Here is a 16,436-nt window from a genome sequence, read left to right as displayed (position 1 = left end):
CCAAGGCATTTTTTGCATCATGCCTGCCTGTCGGCATCAAAAGCGGCATCCACCGGGACTTGCAGCGCCACCGCAAGCTGGTTGGTCTTGGCGGCAAGCGCGATGACCCGCAGGAGATCGGCGTGCTGCTCGCCGGTCATGCCCTTGGCTTTGGCGGCGGCCGTGTGGGAATGGGCGCAATAGGAGCAGCCATTGGTGACGGACACCGCGATGTAAAGCATTTCCTTGACCACGGGGTCGAGCGCGGAAGGTGTCGCCATCACCGCCTTGACCTCGGCCCATGTCTTTTCCAGAAGATCAGGATCGAAGGCGAGGTAGAGCCACATATTATTGATGAAGTCCGACTTGCGGGTGGTGCGGATGTCGTCAAATACCGCCTTGACGCGCGGATCGGCTTCGGGATTTTGTACTTTCGTTACGGTGCTCATGGCTTCCTCCGGCTCTTTTCCTGGGGGCAGATTACCGCGCTGAAGAATATTTGCGATAAAAATGGCCTTCGTCGTGTGCTCGACGAGAATCCATCACAAATTACAATTACGTAAGAAACGGATTTGTGCGTTGCCTCGTTTTAAACGAGGGGGAATACTGCTGATGTCCCGAAGCCTGCGCTTCAGGGGCTGCTTTATGCTGCGATGATCAACCGGAGAACTATATGCGGGTCTGGAAACAGGTGGGTGTCAGTCTGGCCGTGGTGGGGGCAGGGCTCTGTCTCTGGGGCTTTTATTCGCCCGAAGCCCGCAATGTGCTCGCCAGCATGGGGCTCGGCAAAACGCCGGCAGGCGCGGTAGAAGTCGCAGCGGCCGGCTCGCCCGCAGGCCAGAATGGTGGTTCGCGGCGCAACGGCAACGCCACCCTGGTGGTGACGGCTCCGGTGAAAAAGGGCACGGTCAATGACCGGCTGAACGCCATCGGCAACGGCCAGGCGATCCAGTCGGTCGTCGTCATGCCGCAGACATCGGGCACGCTTTCAGAAATCCGCACGGCCGCCGGCGCACGCGTCGTGAAGGGGCAGGTGCTTGCGCGGCTCGATGACGAAGAGCAGGTGATCGAACGCGACAAGGCGCAGGTCGCGCTGCGCAGCGCGATTGAAAAATCCAGTTCCTACAAGAACCTGAAATCCGTTTCCCGCCTCGATGTGATGGATGCGCAGATTGCCGAAGAATCCGCCAAGCTGGCGCTCAGCACCGCCGAACTCAATCTCAGGCGCCGCGACATCGTCGCGCCGATTGAGGGTGTGGCCGGTATCGTCGCCGCCAATATCGGCGACAACGTCACCACGCAGTCAACCATCGTCAGCATCGACGACCGGTCGGAAATTCTCGTCAATTTCTGGGCACCCGAGCGGTTTGCAACCGTGATCAAGGTCGGAATGCCGGTGGAGGCGACCTCCATTTCGCGTCCCGGCGAAACCTTCAAGGGTGAAATCGAAGCTGTAGACAACCGTGTCGATGAAGCAAGCCGCACGATCCGCATCCGGGCGAAGTTCGGTAACGAGAAGGACGAACTGAGGGCCGGCATGTCCTTCGGCGTTACCATGCGTTTTGCCGGGGAGACCTATGCTTCGGTCGATCCTCTGGCCGTGCAGTGGGATGCGGAAGGCTCCTATGTCTGGCGCGTCACCGACAACAAATCGAACAAGGTGCGGGTGCAGATCGTGCAGCGCAACCCTGATGCGGTTCTCGTCAAGGCGGAACTGGCGGAAGGCGAGCCAGTCGTGATCGAGGGCCTTCAGCGCGTGCGTGAAGGCGGTGCCGTCCGCGTCGGCGAACAGCCGAAGCCGGAGGAGGTCGCCAGCCAATGACGCAGTCGCCTTCCGGTCAGGATTCCAAGCTCGCTTTCACCGCATTGTTCGTGCGCCGGCCTATCCTGGCGGCGGTCCTCAACACGCTGCTGGTCGTGGCTGGCCTCGCCGCTCTGGTTGGCGTCGAGGTGCGCGAATTGCCTGACGTCGACCGGCCGTCGATCAGCGTCAGGACCACCTATGAAGGTGCTGCGCCTGAGACGATCGACCAGGAAGTGACGCAGACCATCGAAGGTGCGGTGGCGCGTGTCAGCGGCATCAAATCCATCGCTTCCAACTCGCAATTCGGCACCAGCCGCGTGACGATGGAATTTGGCGACAATGTCGACATGGCCGTTGCGGCCAACGATGTGCGTGACGCCATTGGCCGCGTCACCAATCAGCTGCCCGACGATGCCGACGAGCCGCAGATCATCAAGGCGGATTCCGACAGCCAGCCGATCATGCGCCTTGCCGTCACCTCGTCGACGCTCAGCATGGAAGATCTGACCAAGCTGGTGGATGACGAGATTATCGACCGTCTGGCTGCTGTCGACGGCGTTGCCGATGTCGAGCTTTATGGCGATCAGGAAAAGGTTTTTCGCGTCGATCTCAATCAGGCAGCACTCGCCAGCCGTGGTCTGACCGTGACCGATGTTTCCAACGCGCTCGCCAGCGCGGCACTCGACGTGCCGGCGGGATCGCTGAAAAGCACGACGCAGGACATCGTCGTGCGCGCCACGGCGAGCCTGACGAAGCCGGAGGACTTTTCCAACCTTCTCATCAAGAACAATATCCGCCTTCGCGACGTGGCAACCGTCATGCTCGGTGCGGATGACGAATCCACCTCGCTGCGCTCCAATGGCGTGCAGGGTGTCGGTCTTGGCGTCATCCGTCAGGCGCAGTCCAACACGCTCAATATTTCCACCGGCGTGAAGGCCGCCGTCGATGCCATGTCGGCCAATCTGCCAGAAGGCACACGCATCGTCGTCACCAGTGATGACGCCGTCTTCATCGAAGGCGCGCTGCACGAGGTCGAACTGGCGCTCGGTCTTTCGGCGATCATCGTCGTCGTCGTGCTTTATCTCTTCCTGCGCGACTGGCGCGCCACCCTCATTCCGGCGATCACCATGCCGGTGGCGCTGATCGGCACCATTGTCGCCATCTACATGGTCGGCTTTTCGGTCAATATTCTGACGCTGCTCGCCATCGTTCTGGCGACCGGCCTGGTGGTCGATGACGCCATCGTGGTGCTGGAAAATATCGTGCGCCGCCGGGCGGAAGGCATGGGGCCGCGGGCCGCTGCCGTTCTCGGCACGCAGGAAGTCTTCTTCGCGGTCATCGCAACGACGGCGACGCTTGCGGCCGTCTTCATTCCGCTCTCCTTCCTGCCGGGCCAGCTTGGCGGCCTGTTCCGCGAATTCGGTTTCGTGCTGGCCTTCGCCGTGGGTCTGTCCTCCATCGTCGCGTTGACGCTCTGCCCGATGCTGGCTTCCCGCATGTTGAAGGAGGGGTTGAAGGAACAGACGGGACCGCTCGCCTGGTTTGGCAATGTCTTTGCCTCCACCTACAAGTCGACGCTTTCCGCCTGCCTGAACAATCCGCTGATCGTGATTATCGTGGCGCTGATCTTTTCAGGCCTGTCGTGGATTGCCTTCGGCATGATCCAGAACGAGCTGACGCCGCGCGAGGACCGTGCCTCGATCATGATGCGGGTTACCGCGCCGCAGGGCGTCAGCCTTGAATATACCCGCGACCAGCTGCAGCGTATCGAGGAAAATCTGCAGCCGCTGCGCGACAGCGAGGAAATCCGCAATATCTATTCCATCACGGGCATGAACGGTTCGTCCAATACCGGTTTCATGGTGCTGACGCTCGCCCCTTGGGCCGATCGCGAGCGCACCCAGAATCAGATCGCCGCTGACGTCACTTCCGCCGCCAACAAGGTGCCGGCGCTGCGCGGCAGTGCAATGCAGCCGAACAGCCTGCGTATTCGTGGCGCCGGTAACGGTTTGCAGATGGCGATGGTTGGCAGCAACTATGCGGCGCTGACGGCGGCGACGCAGAAACTGCTGCTTTCCATGGAAGAAAGCGGCCTGTTCGATACGCCGCGTTTCGACAATGAGCCCAATCAGGCGCAGCTTTCCGTTTCCATCGATCGCGAGCGCGCTTCCGATCTCGGCATCGATATCACCGGGCTGTCGCGCGCCATGCAGTCGCTGCTGGAAGGACGCTCGGTCGTTGACGTTTTCGTGGATGGCGATGCAATCCCGGTGCGGCTCCTGTCCTCCACCCGGCCGATCAATGATCCGACCGATCTTGAAAATGTCTTCCTGAAAACGGGCGACGGCAAGATCGTGCCGATGTCGGTCATCGCTTCGCTGAAGGAAAATGCGGTTGCGCCGCAGCTCAACCGTGAGCAGCAGCTTCCCTCCGTCGGCTTCACGGCCAATCTGAAGGACGGTGTTTCGCTCGGTCAGGCGCTGGAGAAGGTGAACGAGCTTTCGCAATCCATCCTGCCGCCCGGCGCCCGCCTGCTGCCGCTCGGTGAGGCGGCGACGCTTGAGGAGAACTCCAGCGGCATGTTGCTGACCTTCGGTTTCGCCATCGCCATCATCTTCCTCGTGCTGGCCGCGCAGTTCGAAAGTGTCCTGAGCTCAGTCATCATCATGACGACAGTGCCGCTCGGCCTTGCCTGCGCCGTTATCGCGCTGCTCGTCACCGGCTCAAGCCTCAACGTCTATAGTCAGATCGGTCTCGTGCTGCTTGTTGGCGTGATGGCCAAGAACGGCATCCTGATCGTGGAATTCGCCAATCATCTGCGCGATCAGGGCGCGACCGTGCGGGAAGCCATCGAAAAGGCCACCAGCATCCGCCTGCGCCCTGTCATGATGACGATGATCGCCACCATTCTTGGCGGCGTGCCGCTGGTGCTGGCGCAGGGCGCGGGCGCGGAAGCGCGCATCGCGCTCGGCTGGGTCATCGTCGGCGGTCTCGGTTTCGCGACGCTGGTGACGCTTTACATCACGCCGGTCTCCTATCTGCTCATCGCCCGTTTTGCCAAGCCGCAGGCGGATGAGGAAATCCGCCTCCATCGCGAGCTTGAACTTGCCGCCCGCCGCAAGGCGCTGGAGGAGGACAAGCCGTTGCTCGCAGCGGAATAGGACGGGGTTGTCGCCAAACCGCATGCGGCGCAATCGCGATGCTGGACAAAGCGTTAACCTTATCCCATACCACCTGACGGAATTTCGTAACGGATCGAATCCGTTACGGGCAGATGTTGCGGTGGAGACGGATGATGGCGCTGAAAGACGTTGTGGCGGGTGAGCGGAATGAAGAGGGCATTGCGTCTGCGCTCGCGGTGCTGAAGCAGCAGTTGGGTGACAAGGTCCAGACGGGCCAGGCGTTCCGCGAGCAGCATGGCCACACCACCACCTATCTGACCCTGCAGGCGCCTGACGGAGTGGTTTTTGCCGAAAGCGCCGATGATGTGAAGGCCGTGGTGACGGCTTGCACCCAATACAAGGTTCCGGTCATTCCCTTCGGAACGGGGTCTTCGCTTGAAGGGCAGGTCAATGCGCCCAACGGCGGAATCTGCATCGATTTCAGCCGGATGAATCGCATCATTGAGGTGAATGCCGAAGATCTTGACGTGACGGTGGAGCCGGGCGTGACGCGTGAGGACCTCAACGTCTATCTGCGCGATACCGGCCTGTTCTTCCCGATCGATCCGGGCGCCAATGCCTCGATCGGCGGCATGGCCTCGACGCGGGCCTCAGGCACCAATGCCGTTCGTTATGGCACGATGAAAGACAATGTGCTTGCCGTTACGGCTGTTGTCGCCAATGGCGAGGAAATCCGCACCGCTCGCCGCGCCCGCAAGTCCTCCGCCGGTTACGACCTGACGCGGCTTTTCGTGGGGGCCGAGGGGACGCTCGGCGTCATCACGTCCGTGACGCTGCGGCTTCAGGGCATTCCGGAAAAGATCGCCGGCGGTGTCTGCATCTTCGACACGATCAAGGCGGCCTGCGATGCCGTCATCATGACGATCCAGATGGGCGTTCCGGTTGCCCGCATCGAATTGCTTGACGAGGTGCAGGTGCGGGCTTGCAACGCCTATTCCGGCCTGAACTACGCGGAGAAGCCGACGCTTTTCGTGGAGTTCCATGGCACCGAGGAGACGGCGGCGCTGCAATCGCAGCAGTTTGCCGAGATCGCGGCGGAATGCGGCGGCGTCGACTTCCGCTGGACGAGCGATGCCGCCGAGCGCAACAAGCTCTGGAAAGCGCGTCATGACGCCTATTGGGCGTCGCGTGCGCTCGCACCGCATCTCGATGGGCTGTCCACCGATGTCTGCGTGCCGATTTCGCGCCTCGCTGACTGCGTGGTGGAAACGCAGCGGGATATTGAGGAGAACGGTTTTCTCGCGCCGATCGTCGGTCATGCGGGTGACGGGAACTTCCACGTCCTTATTCTGTTTGATGGCAAGGATGCCGAAAGCGTCGCGAAGACCGAAGCCTTTGTCGCCCGTCTCAACCGCCGCGCCATCGCCATGGACGGCACCTGCACCGGCGAACACGGCATCGGCCAGGGCAAGATGAGTTTTCTTGCCGAAGAGGCCGGCAATGCACTGGATGTGATGCGCGCCATCAAAACGTCGCTCGATCCGGATAATATCTTCAATCCGGGCAAGTTGTTCCGGCTTGTCTGATCATCCTCACAATTGATTGGTACAAAAGGCTGCTTGCCGTTAAGGCAGAAAAGAATAGGTTTGCAGCGTTCGCGAAGGGAGATGCAGGTCAGTGCTCGGGCGTATTCTGGTTTTTCTGGGCGGACTGCTGGCCGTGGTGCTGTTCTCGGCGCTGCTTATTCCCTATTTCGTCGACTGGACGGATTTCCGCCGCGATTTTGAAGACCAGGCGAGCCGTATTCTCGGCAAGAAGGTGGTTGTGCATGGCCGCGTTGAGGCCCGCATCCTGCCTTTCCCCTCGGTAACGCTGCATGATGTGCGCGCCGGAACGGATGCGGATGGATCGCCGCTCATTCAGGTCGCGCGTTTTTCCATGGATGCCGAGCTTGCGCCTTTCCTTTCGGGCGAGGCCCGCATCTTCGACATGCGCATCGAGGAGCCCAAGGCGAAGATCAGGCTGCTGAAAGATGGCACGCTGGACTGGATGCGCGGCAGCCGGGCGGAAATTCCCGCCCGCACCGTGGTTCTGGAAAGCGTGCAGATCGAAGGCGGGCAGATCGAATTCATCGACGAGCAATCCGGCCGCAATCGCGTGGTGACCGGTCTCAACGCCGACATGTCCGCCAATTCGCTGGCCGGGCCGTGGAAGGCCGAAGGGCGCGCCGCCATTGACGGGCATCCGGGGTCGTTCTCGCTCTCCAGCAGCGAGCCGGATTATGCCGCCGGCCGCATGGGCCTCAGGGTCCGCGTGGTGCCTGACGAACATCCGGTCGAGGTCGATCTCGATGGTGCGATTGCTGCAACGGCGGGAAAGCCCGCTTATAGCGGTTCTTTCTCCTTCAGTTTCCGTGAGGATGAAAAGCAGAAGCAGCAGGCGGGCCAATCGCTGTTTTCTTCGCCGCGCACCCGCGGCAGTTTTGAACTGACCAATGAAAGCGTGCGTATCCCGAGTTACCGCATGGAACTCGGCGGCAGCGAAAATCCCTATGTCGTGACGGGCGAGGCGACGCTCGATACCGGCGCCAAGCCGGAATTCCTGCTGACGGCCGATGGCCAGCAGATAGATGTCGCCCGCTTCGCGCCGCCTGTCGTGCAAACGGGCAAGACCTCACGCCAGCCCACCGCCTCGGTTCGCCAGCGCATTGAAGCCTTTGCGGCCATGGTGGCCCGCATCCCGGTTCCGCCGGTGCCGGGCAAAGCGAGCATCAGCCTTCCCGCACTCGTTTCCGACGATACGACCATCCGCGACATCCGGCTGGATGTGCGCCCGGAAGGCAGCGGCTGGCAGGTGGTGAATGCCGTGGCGACGCTGCCGGGCAGGACCCAGCTTGAAGCCAAGGGATCGCTGACGCTGCTTGGCGGCCCCGCTTTCAACGGCAATCTGCTGCTCGCCTCCAACCAGCCTTCGGGGCTGGCGAACTGGCTTTCCGGTTCCGTCGATCCGGCGATCCGCCAGCTCAATGCCGCCGGTTTTTCCGCCGATGTTTCACTGACGACGCTCAATCAGCGTTTCGACAATCTGGAGCTTGCGATCGGCGATGCCTCGCTGAAGGGCGAGCTGGAGCGGCGTTCCGACGGCAAGACCTCCAATCTCTCCATCGATCTCTCGGGCAACGAAATCGATCTCGATGCGCTGAGGGCGCTCGGCAGTCTGGCGCTTGGCGATCAGGTCGGCAGTTCCGTCCTCGACCACCGCATTACCGCAAAATTCAAGGCCGACCGGTTCAACATGGCCGGTGTGACCGCCAATCACGTCGAAACCGCCTTCACCATGGCCGGCGGGGTTCTCTCGCTTGAAAACATGACGGCCGGCGATATTGCCGGCGCGGAGGTGAAGGCCAGAGGGCAATTGCAGGGTTCGCTGCTGAAATATGCCGGCAAGGGCACGGTGAACCTGCATGCCGCGGATATGCAGCCGTTCTTCACCATGCTGCAGCAGAAATTGCCAAACCATCCATTCCTCAGCCGTCTGGCGGCGAGTTCGCCATGGTACGCCAATTCCGACCTTGCCATGGATGTTTCGGTCAATAGCGAAAACGGCGGGGCCAACGTCGCCGTCTCCGGCACCGTCAATGGCAGCCGGCTCTCGGCCGTTGCCAAGATGCCGGATTTCCTGTCGATCACCGATGATACGGCCATGTCGCTGGAAGCCGTCCTGAAGAACCAGTCGACCGCAATCCTGTTCGGGCAGGCGGGGCTCGATCCGCTGCCCTTTGATGCGGATGGCGAAGGACTTCTCTCGGTCAAGCTCAACGGCACCCTCGGCTCGCCCGCCCAGACGGAACTGCGCTTCTCGACGGAACGGACGCATTTTTCGATGAACGGTTCCTTTGCTGTCTCGGCCGCCAATTTCGGCGAGGGCAGCGCCGATGTGGCGCTCGAAAGCGCTGACATCGAGCCATACCTCATCATGAACGCTGTCGGCCTGCCGCAGCTTGGCGGCGGCATGGCGCTGAAGGCCAATGCGAAAGTGGCGGTGGACGGGCAAAAGATCGCACTCTCCTCGATCGGCGGGCAGGCGGGCGGAAATCCTTTCTCGGGCAATCTGACATTCCAGCGTGCCGCCCCCCATCCTGTAGACGGTGATCTCTCCGTCAGAACCGTCGATCTCGCCTGGCTGGGGGATGCGATCTATGGGCCGGTGATTGATCCGGAAACCGGAGCGCTCAATGCCAAGCCTCTGGCCATGCCAGCCTTCCCGCAGCTCAAGGCTTCGCTCGCCTTGAAAGCGGAAAGCTTCGAGGCCGGTCCCTTTGGTACAGTCACCGGTGTTTCGGCAAGGGTCACGCATGATGCGGGCAGTCTGTCGCTCGATGATGTTGCCGGCACCTTCATGGGCGGTAAGCTGACGGGGCGGCTTGCCATGTCGACTGGCGAAGGTGCGGGCATTTTCCGCACCAAGATCGCGGTGACCGATGCCAATCCGGAGCCGATCTTGTGGGCCAATGCCAACGGGCCGGTTGCGACAGGCCGGGTGGCCGTTGACCTCACGGCCGAATCGACGGGCAAAAGTGTCGGTGAAATGCTGAAATCAGCGGGTGGATCGGGTGAAATTAGGGCCAGCGGGCTTGTGCTGAAGGGGCTTAATCCCGGCGCCTTCCCGCCGATCCTGCAGGCGGCTGATGGTTTGCAGCAGCCGATCGACGCGCCCAAGGTGCGGCCGCTGGTGGACCAGAGCCTGTGGCAGGGTGAAATCGGGCTTGGCGATGTGGCCTTGCCGTTCTCGCTGAATGGCGGCGCGCTTCATTTCCAGAATCTGCGTGCGGGGATCGATCCCGTAACGCTGACGGCCGACGCGACGGTTGATCTTGCGGCTTCGACCGTGAATGGCGACCTCGATCTTCTGTTCAATCCCGGTACCGAAACGGTCGCAGGGGCCGAGCCATCGGTGCGTCTCAACTATAACGGTCCGCTTGCCGCGCCGGCTTTGACGACCGATGTTTCAGCGCTCAGCAATTACCTTTCGCTCAGGGCTTTCGAAAAGGAACGTCGCCGGGTGGAGGCCATGCAGGCGAGTGTTCTTGAAAAGCAGCGCCTGCGCCGCGAAGTCGCGCTTTATCGCTCTCAGGCGGCCGAGCGGCAGGCCGAGAAGGAGCGGGCGGAGGCGGAAGCCAAGGCCAGGGCTGACGAAGAGGCGCGTCTGAAGGCGGCAGCCGAAGAACGTCTGCGCCAGGAAAAGGAACAGCAGGAGCGGTTGCAACAACAGCAGCAGGAACAGGGGCAACAGCCGGTACCCGAGCGGCAATCCGCGCCGGTTCTGGTGGTGCCTCCGACGGAAAACGCCATCCGGCAACTGGCGCCGGAAAACGCTCCTGCCACGCCGTAAGCTTGCGGGCAGGGTAAGGCTGATCGGCCTTCATATTGCGAAAGTGCGGAAACCTGTCCCGGAACGTTGCATCATCCTCGAGCATGAGCCGAGAATCTCACGGCAAACTCGTTCCCTAACGGGGGGAGCCCCGGAACGCCTCGTGGTGGATGGGAAAGGTCTGGAAACAGTATTTGAAAGCAAGGCTACGCAATACGGGAAATGCCTTGCAGCGCAGACTAGGCCGCCAATGTTTAATGAATGCTTTCACGGCGTTACGAGTTTTCGGCAGTATTTTTTGTAGTCCGGGGGACAAATCCGGATAGAGGCGTCGCAGGTCGTGATCGATTGCGTGTCTTTACTGAACGCCGGAAAATCTCAGCGGTTTTTCAGCCAGTTCAGCACATAAACCCGCAGCGACGAGGACAGATTGCTGTCGGCGGCGCGGTTGTCATCTATTTCGGCAAGCAGGGCCGCGAAACTGATCTTGCGTCTGTCCGCAATGATTTTCAACTCGTCCCAGAAGGCATCCTCGAGTGAAATGCTGGTGCGGTGGCCGTGCAACGTCGCGGAGTGCTTGCGGATCATCAGATCGGTCTCCGGTGGATCCGGTTGGAGGTCTGAATCATATCTCCCCGGCAAGTCCCTGTTTTGCGATTCTTTTCCGATAGTCCCGAAATCCGCGGCGGTCCGTCGGCTTGTCAGTCTTTGCCGACCCCGTCATCGGGTTTTTCGAGCCGCCCCTGATCGAGCGCCTTTTCGGCTTTTTCGTTCAGGGCTGATGTGAGATTTTTTTCCGCCTTGGCGCGGCCGAAGGACAGGCGGTTCTGCTCCGCCTGCTTTTCTTTTTCGCTACGGGCTTTCTGTTTCCGAAACTGACGTAGATTGACGATATCGGCCGCCATGGGGATATGTCTCCTCGGGTTTCGTACGCTCGGGGTAAGCCGTTATTGCTTCTTGCGGAAGGCATCCAGCGAAACGACAGAGCCTTCCTTCTTTTCCTCGCCGGCCTTGGGCGTTTCGGAAGCAGCAGCCGGCTTTGCCTCGTGGGAAACGGGATAAGCGGTGATTTCGGCTTCTTCCATCTCTTCTTCTTCGGCCAGAGGCACGTCGAATTCGAGTTCGAAATTGACGGAAGGATCGTAGAAACCTCTGATGGCATTATAGGGAATGACCAGCTTTTCCGGCGTATCGGAGAAGGAGAGGCCGATTTCAAAGCCGGTTTCGGTTACTTTGAGGTCCCAGAACTGGTGCTGGATGACGATGGTCATCTGTTCGGCATATTTCGCCTTGAGGTGCTGGGAAATCCGCACGCCCGGCGCGCCGGTCAGGAATGTGATGAAGAAATGGTGGTCGCCGGGCAGGCGGCTGGTTGCGGCCACTTCACCCAAAACCTTACGAATAACGCCGCGAAGGGCATCCTGTGCGAGAATGTCGTAACGGATATGATCCTGCCCCATGCGGTCCTGTCTTTCCCTTATTCGAACGTCTTTTCATGTGCGGCGCGGCTCGCGCGCCAAGGACGCTGTAACACTTTGAATCTTCGCGTAATCCTTGAGCCGGGATCATTTCCGATCCTGACGCTCACGCGTTGCCCAAGTATACGCAATGTCCTGAACGGCAGCAACGGAAAAGCCTACGCCGTTCGCAAGTCAGCTATCATATAATCAATTCAGGCAAAATGGAGAAGGTGGAGGTTTCTGTTGCCAGGTACCTCCGAACCCCGCCTCACGGGGCTAACCGTGAGGACTTAGAGCGGAATTCCCGCACCGCCATTAGGCAGCGAGAGCATATTCCTTAGCGTTGTTGTCATTTGCAACTACACTTGTGACCCGATAACGGCGGTATCATGCCGAGCAAAAGTTCGATCTTTACGCCCTTGTCGATCCTATTTCGCCCCCATCAAAAGCCGGCCTTCATCTTGAAAAGCCCGCCGGTTTTTGGTGGAGGCGCCGGGTACCGCCCCCGGGTCCAATAGGTTTATTACACCGACCGTTTATCGCCATAGCCGGGTTGCCCCGGCAAGGCTCATATAGGCGTTTCGCCCGCCCGAGAAAAGGGGGGTGATGACAATTCCATGAAAAGGTTTCGTGATTGCGGCCCGCACTTTAGACAATTCTTGACGACGAGGGATTGCTGTCCCATTCTCCCTGCAACCGGTCACCAGAAGCAACACCGGGCCGGGGACACACGAAGGAGTGGACATGACTGACTATCTCGCAGATGTGAAGAAATACGACGCAGCAGCCGACGAAGCCATTGTCGGCAAGATCGTCAAGCATCTCGGCATTGCCCTGCGCAACCGGGATTCCTCGCTGGTGTCCGCTTCCGATCCGGAAGAGCTTGCGCGCGTGAAGGCGAGCTGGTGCGGCAAGAAGCTCGGCGTTACCGACGGTGCGGCCGATCAGGCGATCGATGCCGTCGCCAAGGCCATGGCCGCCGACCGCTCCAAGTCGCGTGTGACTTTCTATTACCTGGTCGCCAAGGAACTGGGTAAGCTTCAGTCGCTTTGATTTGATCCGGGGATAAGCCCGCATTAGGTGATTGGTTCTGCCGCCCTGTGCTATTATATTCCCTCGATATCAGGGAATCGGCGGCAGAACGCATGAAACAATATCTCGATCTTCTCCGGCATGTCATGGAAACCGGCTCCGACCGCGGGGACCGCACCGGCACGGGCACGCGCTCGGTTTTCGGTTACCAGATGCGTTTCGACCTTGCGCAAGGTTTTCCGGTTCTCACCACCAAGAAGCTGCATCTGCGCTCGATCATCCATGAACTCCTGTGGTTCCTGAAGGGCGATACCAATATTGCCTATCTCAAGGAAAATGGCGTTTCCATCTGGGATGAATGGGCTGACGAAAACGGCGATCTCGGCCCCGTCTATGGCGCACAGTGGCGCTCCTGGCCGGCGCCTGACGGACGCCATATCGACCAGATCGCGCTTCTGATCGAGGCCCTGAAAACCAATCCCAATTCCCGCCGCCACATCGTTTCGGCCTGGAACCCCGCGCTGGTGGACGAGATGGCGCTTCCGCCCTGCCATTGCCTGTTCCAGTTCTATGTTTCCGACGGCAAGCTCTCCTGCCAGCTTTACCAGCGCTCGGCGGATATTTTCCTCGGCGTGCCGTTCAATATCGCCTCCTATGCGCTCCTGACGCTGATGGTGGCGCAGGTGACGGGGCTGAAGCCCGGCGATTTCGTCCATACGCTCGGCGATGCGCATATCTATGCCAACCATTTCGAACAGGCGCAGCTGCAGATGACGCGCACACCCAAGGCCTTGCCGACGATGCGCCTCAACCCTGATGTGAAGGACCTTTTCGGCTTTAAGTTCGAAGACTTTACGCTTGAGAACTACGAGGCCGATTCAAGCATCAAGGCGCCGATCGCGGTATGAGTGAGCCGCGCGTCACCATCATCGTCGCGGTGTCCGAAAACGGCGTCATCGGCCGCGACCTCGACATGCCGTGGAAGCTTTCCACTGACCTCAAGCGCTTCAAGGCGATGACGATGGGCAAGCCGCTCATCATGGGCCGCAAGACATTTTTATCCGTCGGCGAGCGCCCCCTGCCGGGCCGTCCGCATATCATCGTCAGCCGCAATGCCGACTACCGGCCTGAAGGTGTGGATGTCGTCTCGTCGCTGGACGAGGCCATGAAGCTTGCAAAAACCAAGGCTGCGGAACTGGGTGTGGATGAGGTTTTCGTGGCCGGCGGCGGCGAGATTTACCGTCAGGCCATGCCCTTTGCCGATCAACTTTCCGTCACCCATGTGGCGGTAAAGCTGGATGGAGACACTTTTTTTCCGGAAATCGATCCCGGCGTTTTTGAGAAAACCGAGGAAACCCCCGCTCCCGCAGGGGAAAGGGACAATTATCCCGTTCTGTTCACCACTTATGTGCGCAGAGCCGCGTCAAAGTGAACTATTTACCCCGATTGGGTATTTAGTTACCACCTCTGCGTTGAAACGGACGCTTCTCCTTCTTATAACGGGTCGATATTCCCGCCGCACGCGAGCAATCGCTTTCGAACGGAATCGGGAGAGGCTTTTATAAAGAGGTATTGATGCCCTGGAGCAATCAGAATGGCGGCGGCGGCCCTTGGGGCGGCGGCGGTGGAGGAAACAATCAGGGCGGCGGTGGCGGCCCATGGGGGCAGGGGCCTAACCGGCCTCGCGGCGGTGGCGGCGGCAATGGCGGCCCTCCTGATCTGGAAGAGATCATCCGGCGCAGCCAGGACCGTTTCAGGAATGTCCTGCCGGGCGGCTTCAACGGCGGCGCGGTTGCGATCGTTGTTCTCGTCGTTCTGGTTTTCCTCGGCATCCAGTCCATCTACACCGTCCAGCCGGACGAGCGCGGCGTGGAGCTGCGTTTCGGGCGTCCGAAGGATGAAATTTCGATGCCGGGCCTGCATTTCCATCTGTGGCCGATCGAGACGGTGGAAATCGTCAAGGTGACCGAGCAGCAGCAGAATATCGGTTCGCGCGCTTCGTCGTCTTCAGCGAGCGGCGTGATGCTGACCGGCGACCAGAACATCGTCAACGTGCAGTTCTCGGTGCTCTATACGGTCTCCGATCCGAAATCCTACCTCTTCAACGTCGACAGCCCGGCTGAAACCCTGCAGCAGGTTTCCGAAAGCGCCATGCGCGAAGTCGTCGGCCGTCGTCCGGCACAGGACATCTTCCGCGATAACCGTCAGGCGATCGCAGCGGATGTGCGCACCATCATCCAGTCCACCATGGACGGTTATGGCGCCGGCATCTCCATCAATGCGGTGGCTATTGAAGACGCGGCACCGCCGCGCGAAGTGGCCGACGCCTTCGATGAAGTGCAGCGCGCCGAACAGGACGAAGACCGCTTCGTTCAGGAAGCCAACCAATACGCCAACCAGAAGCTCGGTGCCGCCCGCGGTCAGGCCGCGCAGATCCTCGAAGAAGCGAACGCCTACAAGTCGCGTGTCGTCAACGAGGCACAGGGTGAAGCGCAGCGTTTCATCTCCATCTACGACCAGTATCGCACCGCGCCTGATGTAACCCGTCAGCGCATGTTCCTGGAAACGATGGAACAGGTCCTGAAGGGCTCCAACAAGGTCATCATCGACGAAAAACAGGGTGTGGTGCCTTATCTGCCTCTGAACGAGATCATGCGCGGCAATCCGGGCGCGGCACAGCAGGGAGGCAACTAATATGGGCAACCGTCTTACGGCCATTCTCGTCGGCCTCGCCGTCGTGCTTTTCCTCGGTTATTCGTCGATCTTTGTCGTCAACGAGCGCCAGCAGGCCATCGTCGTTCGCTTCGGTGAAATCCAGGATGTCAAAACCGCGCCGGGCCTCTATTTCAAGCTGCCCTTCGCCTTCATGGACGCCGACCGCGTACAATATGTCGAAAACCGCGCGCTGCGCTTTGATCACGACAATATCCGTGTTCAGGTCTCCGGCGGCAAGTTCTACGAGGTTGATGCCTTCGTGGTCTATCGCATCACGGATGCACGCCGCTTCCGGCAGACGGTCTCGGGTGACCAGATGTCGGCGGAATCGCGCCTGCGTACCCGTCTCGACGCATCGCTGCGCCGGGTCTACGGTCTGCGTGGCTTCGAATCCGCGCTCTCGGATGCACGTGCATCGATGATGCAGGAAGTGCGTGACGATCTGCGTCCCGATGCGGAATCACTCGGCATCAGCATCGTTGACGTGCGCATTCGCCGTACCGACCTGACGCAGGAAGTCTCGCAGCAGACCTTCGAGCGCATGAAGTCGGAACGTCTGGCCGAGGCCGAACTGATCCGCGCCCGTGGTAACGAAGAAGCGCAGCGTCGCCGCGCTATCGCCGACCGTCAGGTCGTGGAATTCGAATCCGACGCGCGTCGTCAGTCCGAAGTGCTGCGCGGTGAAGGCGATGCGGAGCGTAACAAGGTGTTCGGTGAAGCTTTCCAGCGCGACCCGAGCTTCTTCGAGTTCTATCGCTCGATGGCCGCCTATTCCAGCTCACTGAGCGGAACAGGCACGACGCTGGTTCTGTCTCCGGACTCTACCTTCTTCCGTTATTTCAACAACATCGACGGTGTGCCTTCCGCGGCGCCTGCCGCACCTGCGCCGGCACCGGCGAACTGATAACGGATAAAATGATTTTGGAGGGCCGGTTTTTACCGGCCCTTTCTTTT

General features: G+C 60.3%; 13 protein-coding genes and 1 other RNA gene. 9 read left to right on the top strand and 5 right to left on the bottom strand.

Going from position 1 to position 16,436, the window contains the following annotated elements; all coding sequences use genetic code 11:
• Positions 1–17: 17 nt before the first annotated feature.
• Positions 18–428: a carboxymuconolactone decarboxylase family protein gene (locus QRN60_RS10165; protein WP_003507518.1), complete on the bottom strand. Its 411-nt coding sequence runs from the start codon at positions 426–428 to the stop codon at positions 18–20.
• Between the two features lie 224 nt (positions 429–652).
• Between QRN60_RS10165 and QRN60_RS10160 the strand changes: the two genes are divergently transcribed.
• From QRN60_RS10160 to QRN60_RS10145, 4 genes are all read left to right on the top strand, one after another.
• Positions 653–1,801: an efflux RND transporter periplasmic adaptor subunit gene (locus QRN60_RS10160; protein ID WP_060727399.1), complete on the top strand. Its 1,149-nt coding sequence runs from the start codon at positions 653–655 to the stop codon at positions 1,799–1,801.
• Positions 1,798–4,944 carry an efflux RND transporter permease subunit gene (locus QRN60_RS10155; protein ID WP_111793097.1) on the top strand — a complete coding sequence of 1,049 codons (3,147 nt, stop codon included), beginning with the start codon at positions 1,798–1,800 and terminating at the stop codon, positions 4,942–4,944. The genes QRN60_RS10160 and QRN60_RS10155 overlap by 4 nt, the downstream gene beginning before the upstream one ends.
• Positions 4,945–5,078: 134 nt before the next feature.
• Entirely contained in the window at positions 5,079–6,491 is a 1,413-nt protein-coding gene (locus tag QRN60_RS10150; protein WP_129564944.1) for an FAD-binding oxidoreductase, read from the top strand.
• Between the two features lie 91 nt (positions 6,492–6,582).
• Positions 6,583–10,296 carry an AsmA family protein gene (locus tag QRN60_RS10145; RefSeq protein ID WP_129564896.1) on the top strand — a complete coding sequence of 1,238 codons (3,714 nt, stop codon included), beginning with the start codon at positions 6,583–6,585 and terminating at the stop codon, positions 10,294–10,296.
• Positions 10,297–10,653: 357 nt separating this feature from the next.
• On the opposite strand, the gene QRN60_RS10140 is transcribed toward QRN60_RS10145, so the two are convergent.
• The 4 genes from QRN60_RS10140 to ssrA all read right to left on the bottom strand — a co-directional run bounded on the left by QRN60_RS10140 (position 10,654) and on the right by ssrA (position 12,337).
• Positions 10,654–10,863, bottom strand: coding sequence for a ribbon-helix-helix domain-containing protein (locus QRN60_RS10140; protein ID WP_003507527.1), 210 nt, complete (start codon positions 10,861–10,863; stop codon positions 10,654–10,656).
• 113 nt (positions 10,864–10,976) lie between these two features.
• Complete coding sequence (locus tag QRN60_RS10135) at positions 10,977–11,180, bottom strand: DUF4169 family protein (RefSeq protein ID WP_003507529.1); 204 nt, start codon at positions 11,178–11,180, stop codon at positions 10,977–10,979.
• Positions 11,181–11,222: 42 nt separating this feature from the next.
• Positions 11,223–11,735, bottom strand: coding sequence for an SspB family protein (locus tag QRN60_RS10130; protein WP_111793094.1), 513 nt, complete (start codon positions 11,733–11,735; stop codon positions 11,223–11,225).
• A 229-nt stretch (positions 11,736–11,964) separates the two neighbouring features.
• Positions 11,965–12,337, bottom strand: a transfer-messenger RNA (tmRNA) gene (gene ssrA, locus QRN60_RS10125).
• A gap of 142 nt (positions 12,338–12,479) precedes the next feature.
• On the opposite strand from ssrA, the gene QRN60_RS10120 reads away from it, so the two are divergent.
• From QRN60_RS10120 to hflC, 5 genes are all read left to right on the top strand, one after another.
• The gene (locus QRN60_RS10120) at positions 12,480–12,788 is read left to right on the top strand and encodes a DUF2853 family protein (RefSeq protein WP_003507532.1); all 309 of its coding nucleotides are present in this window, start codon (positions 12,480–12,482) and stop codon (positions 12,786–12,788) included.
• Between the two features lie 92 nt (positions 12,789–12,880).
• A complete protein-coding gene (locus QRN60_RS10115) occupies positions 12,881–13,675 on the top strand; it encodes a thymidylate synthase (RefSeq protein ID WP_003507534.1) in 795 nt (264 codons plus the stop codon).
• The gene (locus QRN60_RS10110) at positions 13,672–14,199 is read left to right on the top strand and encodes a dihydrofolate reductase (RefSeq protein WP_111781731.1); all 528 of its coding nucleotides are present in this window, start codon (positions 13,672–13,674) and stop codon (positions 14,197–14,199) included. The genes QRN60_RS10115 and QRN60_RS10110 overlap by 4 nt, the downstream gene beginning before the upstream one ends.
• Before the next feature lie 143 nt (positions 14,200–14,342).
• Positions 14,343–15,461, top strand: a complete 1,119-nt coding sequence (gene hflK, locus QRN60_RS10105) for an FtsH protease activity modulator HflK (protein ID WP_003507538.1) — start codon at positions 14,343–14,345, stop codon at positions 15,459–15,461.
• A gap of 1 nt (position 15,462) precedes the next feature.
• Positions 15,463–16,386, top strand: a complete 924-nt coding sequence (gene hflC, locus QRN60_RS10100; protein WP_060727395.1) for a protease modulator HflC — start codon at positions 15,463–15,465, stop codon at positions 16,384–16,386.
• Positions 16,387–16,436 lie beyond the last annotated feature (50 nt).

Origin of the sequence: Agrobacterium sp. CFBP2214, from assembly GCF_030209895.1 — a bacterium.
Taxonomy (GTDB): Bacteria; Pseudomonadota; Alphaproteobacteria; order Rhizobiales; family Rhizobiaceae; genus Agrobacterium; species Agrobacterium radiobacter.
The sequence above is the reverse complement of the archived record's forward strand: the minus strand, read 5'-3'. Positions and strand labels throughout refer to the sequence as shown.

Coding starts and splice junctions, on each gene's coding strand:
- QRN60_RS10140 (WP_003507527.1), bottom strand. CDS start 10,863: ATGATCCGCAAGCACTCCGCGACGTTGCACGGCCACCGCACCAGCATT.
- QRN60_RS10135 (WP_003507529.1), bottom strand. CDS start 11,180: ATGGCGGCCGATATCGTCAATCTACGTCAGTTTCGGAAACAGAAAGCC.
- QRN60_RS10150 (WP_129564944.1), top strand. CDS start 5,079: ATGGCGCTGAAAGACGTTGTGGCGGGTGAGCGGAATGAAGAGGGCATT.
- QRN60_RS10155 (WP_111793097.1), top strand. CDS start 1,798: ATGACGCAGTCGCCTTCCGGTCAGGATTCCAAGCTCGCTTTCACCGCA.
- QRN60_RS10165 (WP_003507518.1), bottom strand. CDS start 428: ATGAGCACCGTAACGAAAGTACAAAATCCCGAAGCCGATCCGCGCGTC.
- QRN60_RS10160 (WP_060727399.1), top strand. CDS start 653: ATGCGGGTCTGGAAACAGGTGGGTGTCAGTCTGGCCGTGGTGGGGGCA.
- QRN60_RS10130 (WP_111793094.1), bottom strand. CDS start 11,735: ATGGGGCAGGATCATATCCGTTACGACATTCTCGCACAGGATGCCCTT.
- hflK (WP_003507538.1), top strand. CDS start 14,343: ATGCCCTGGAGCAATCAGAATGGCGGCGGCGGCCCTTGGGGCGGCGGC.
- hflC (WP_060727395.1), top strand. CDS start 15,463: ATGGGCAACCGTCTTACGGCCATTCTCGTCGGCCTCGCCGTCGTGCTT.
- QRN60_RS10120 (WP_003507532.1), top strand. CDS start 12,480: ATGACTGACTATCTCGCAGATGTGAAGAAATACGACGCAGCAGCCGAC.
- QRN60_RS10115 (WP_003507534.1), top strand. CDS start 12,881: ATGAAACAATATCTCGATCTTCTCCGGCATGTCATGGAAACCGGCTCC.
- QRN60_RS10110 (WP_111781731.1), top strand. CDS start 13,672: ATGAGTGAGCCGCGCGTCACCATCATCGTCGCGGTGTCCGAAAACGGC.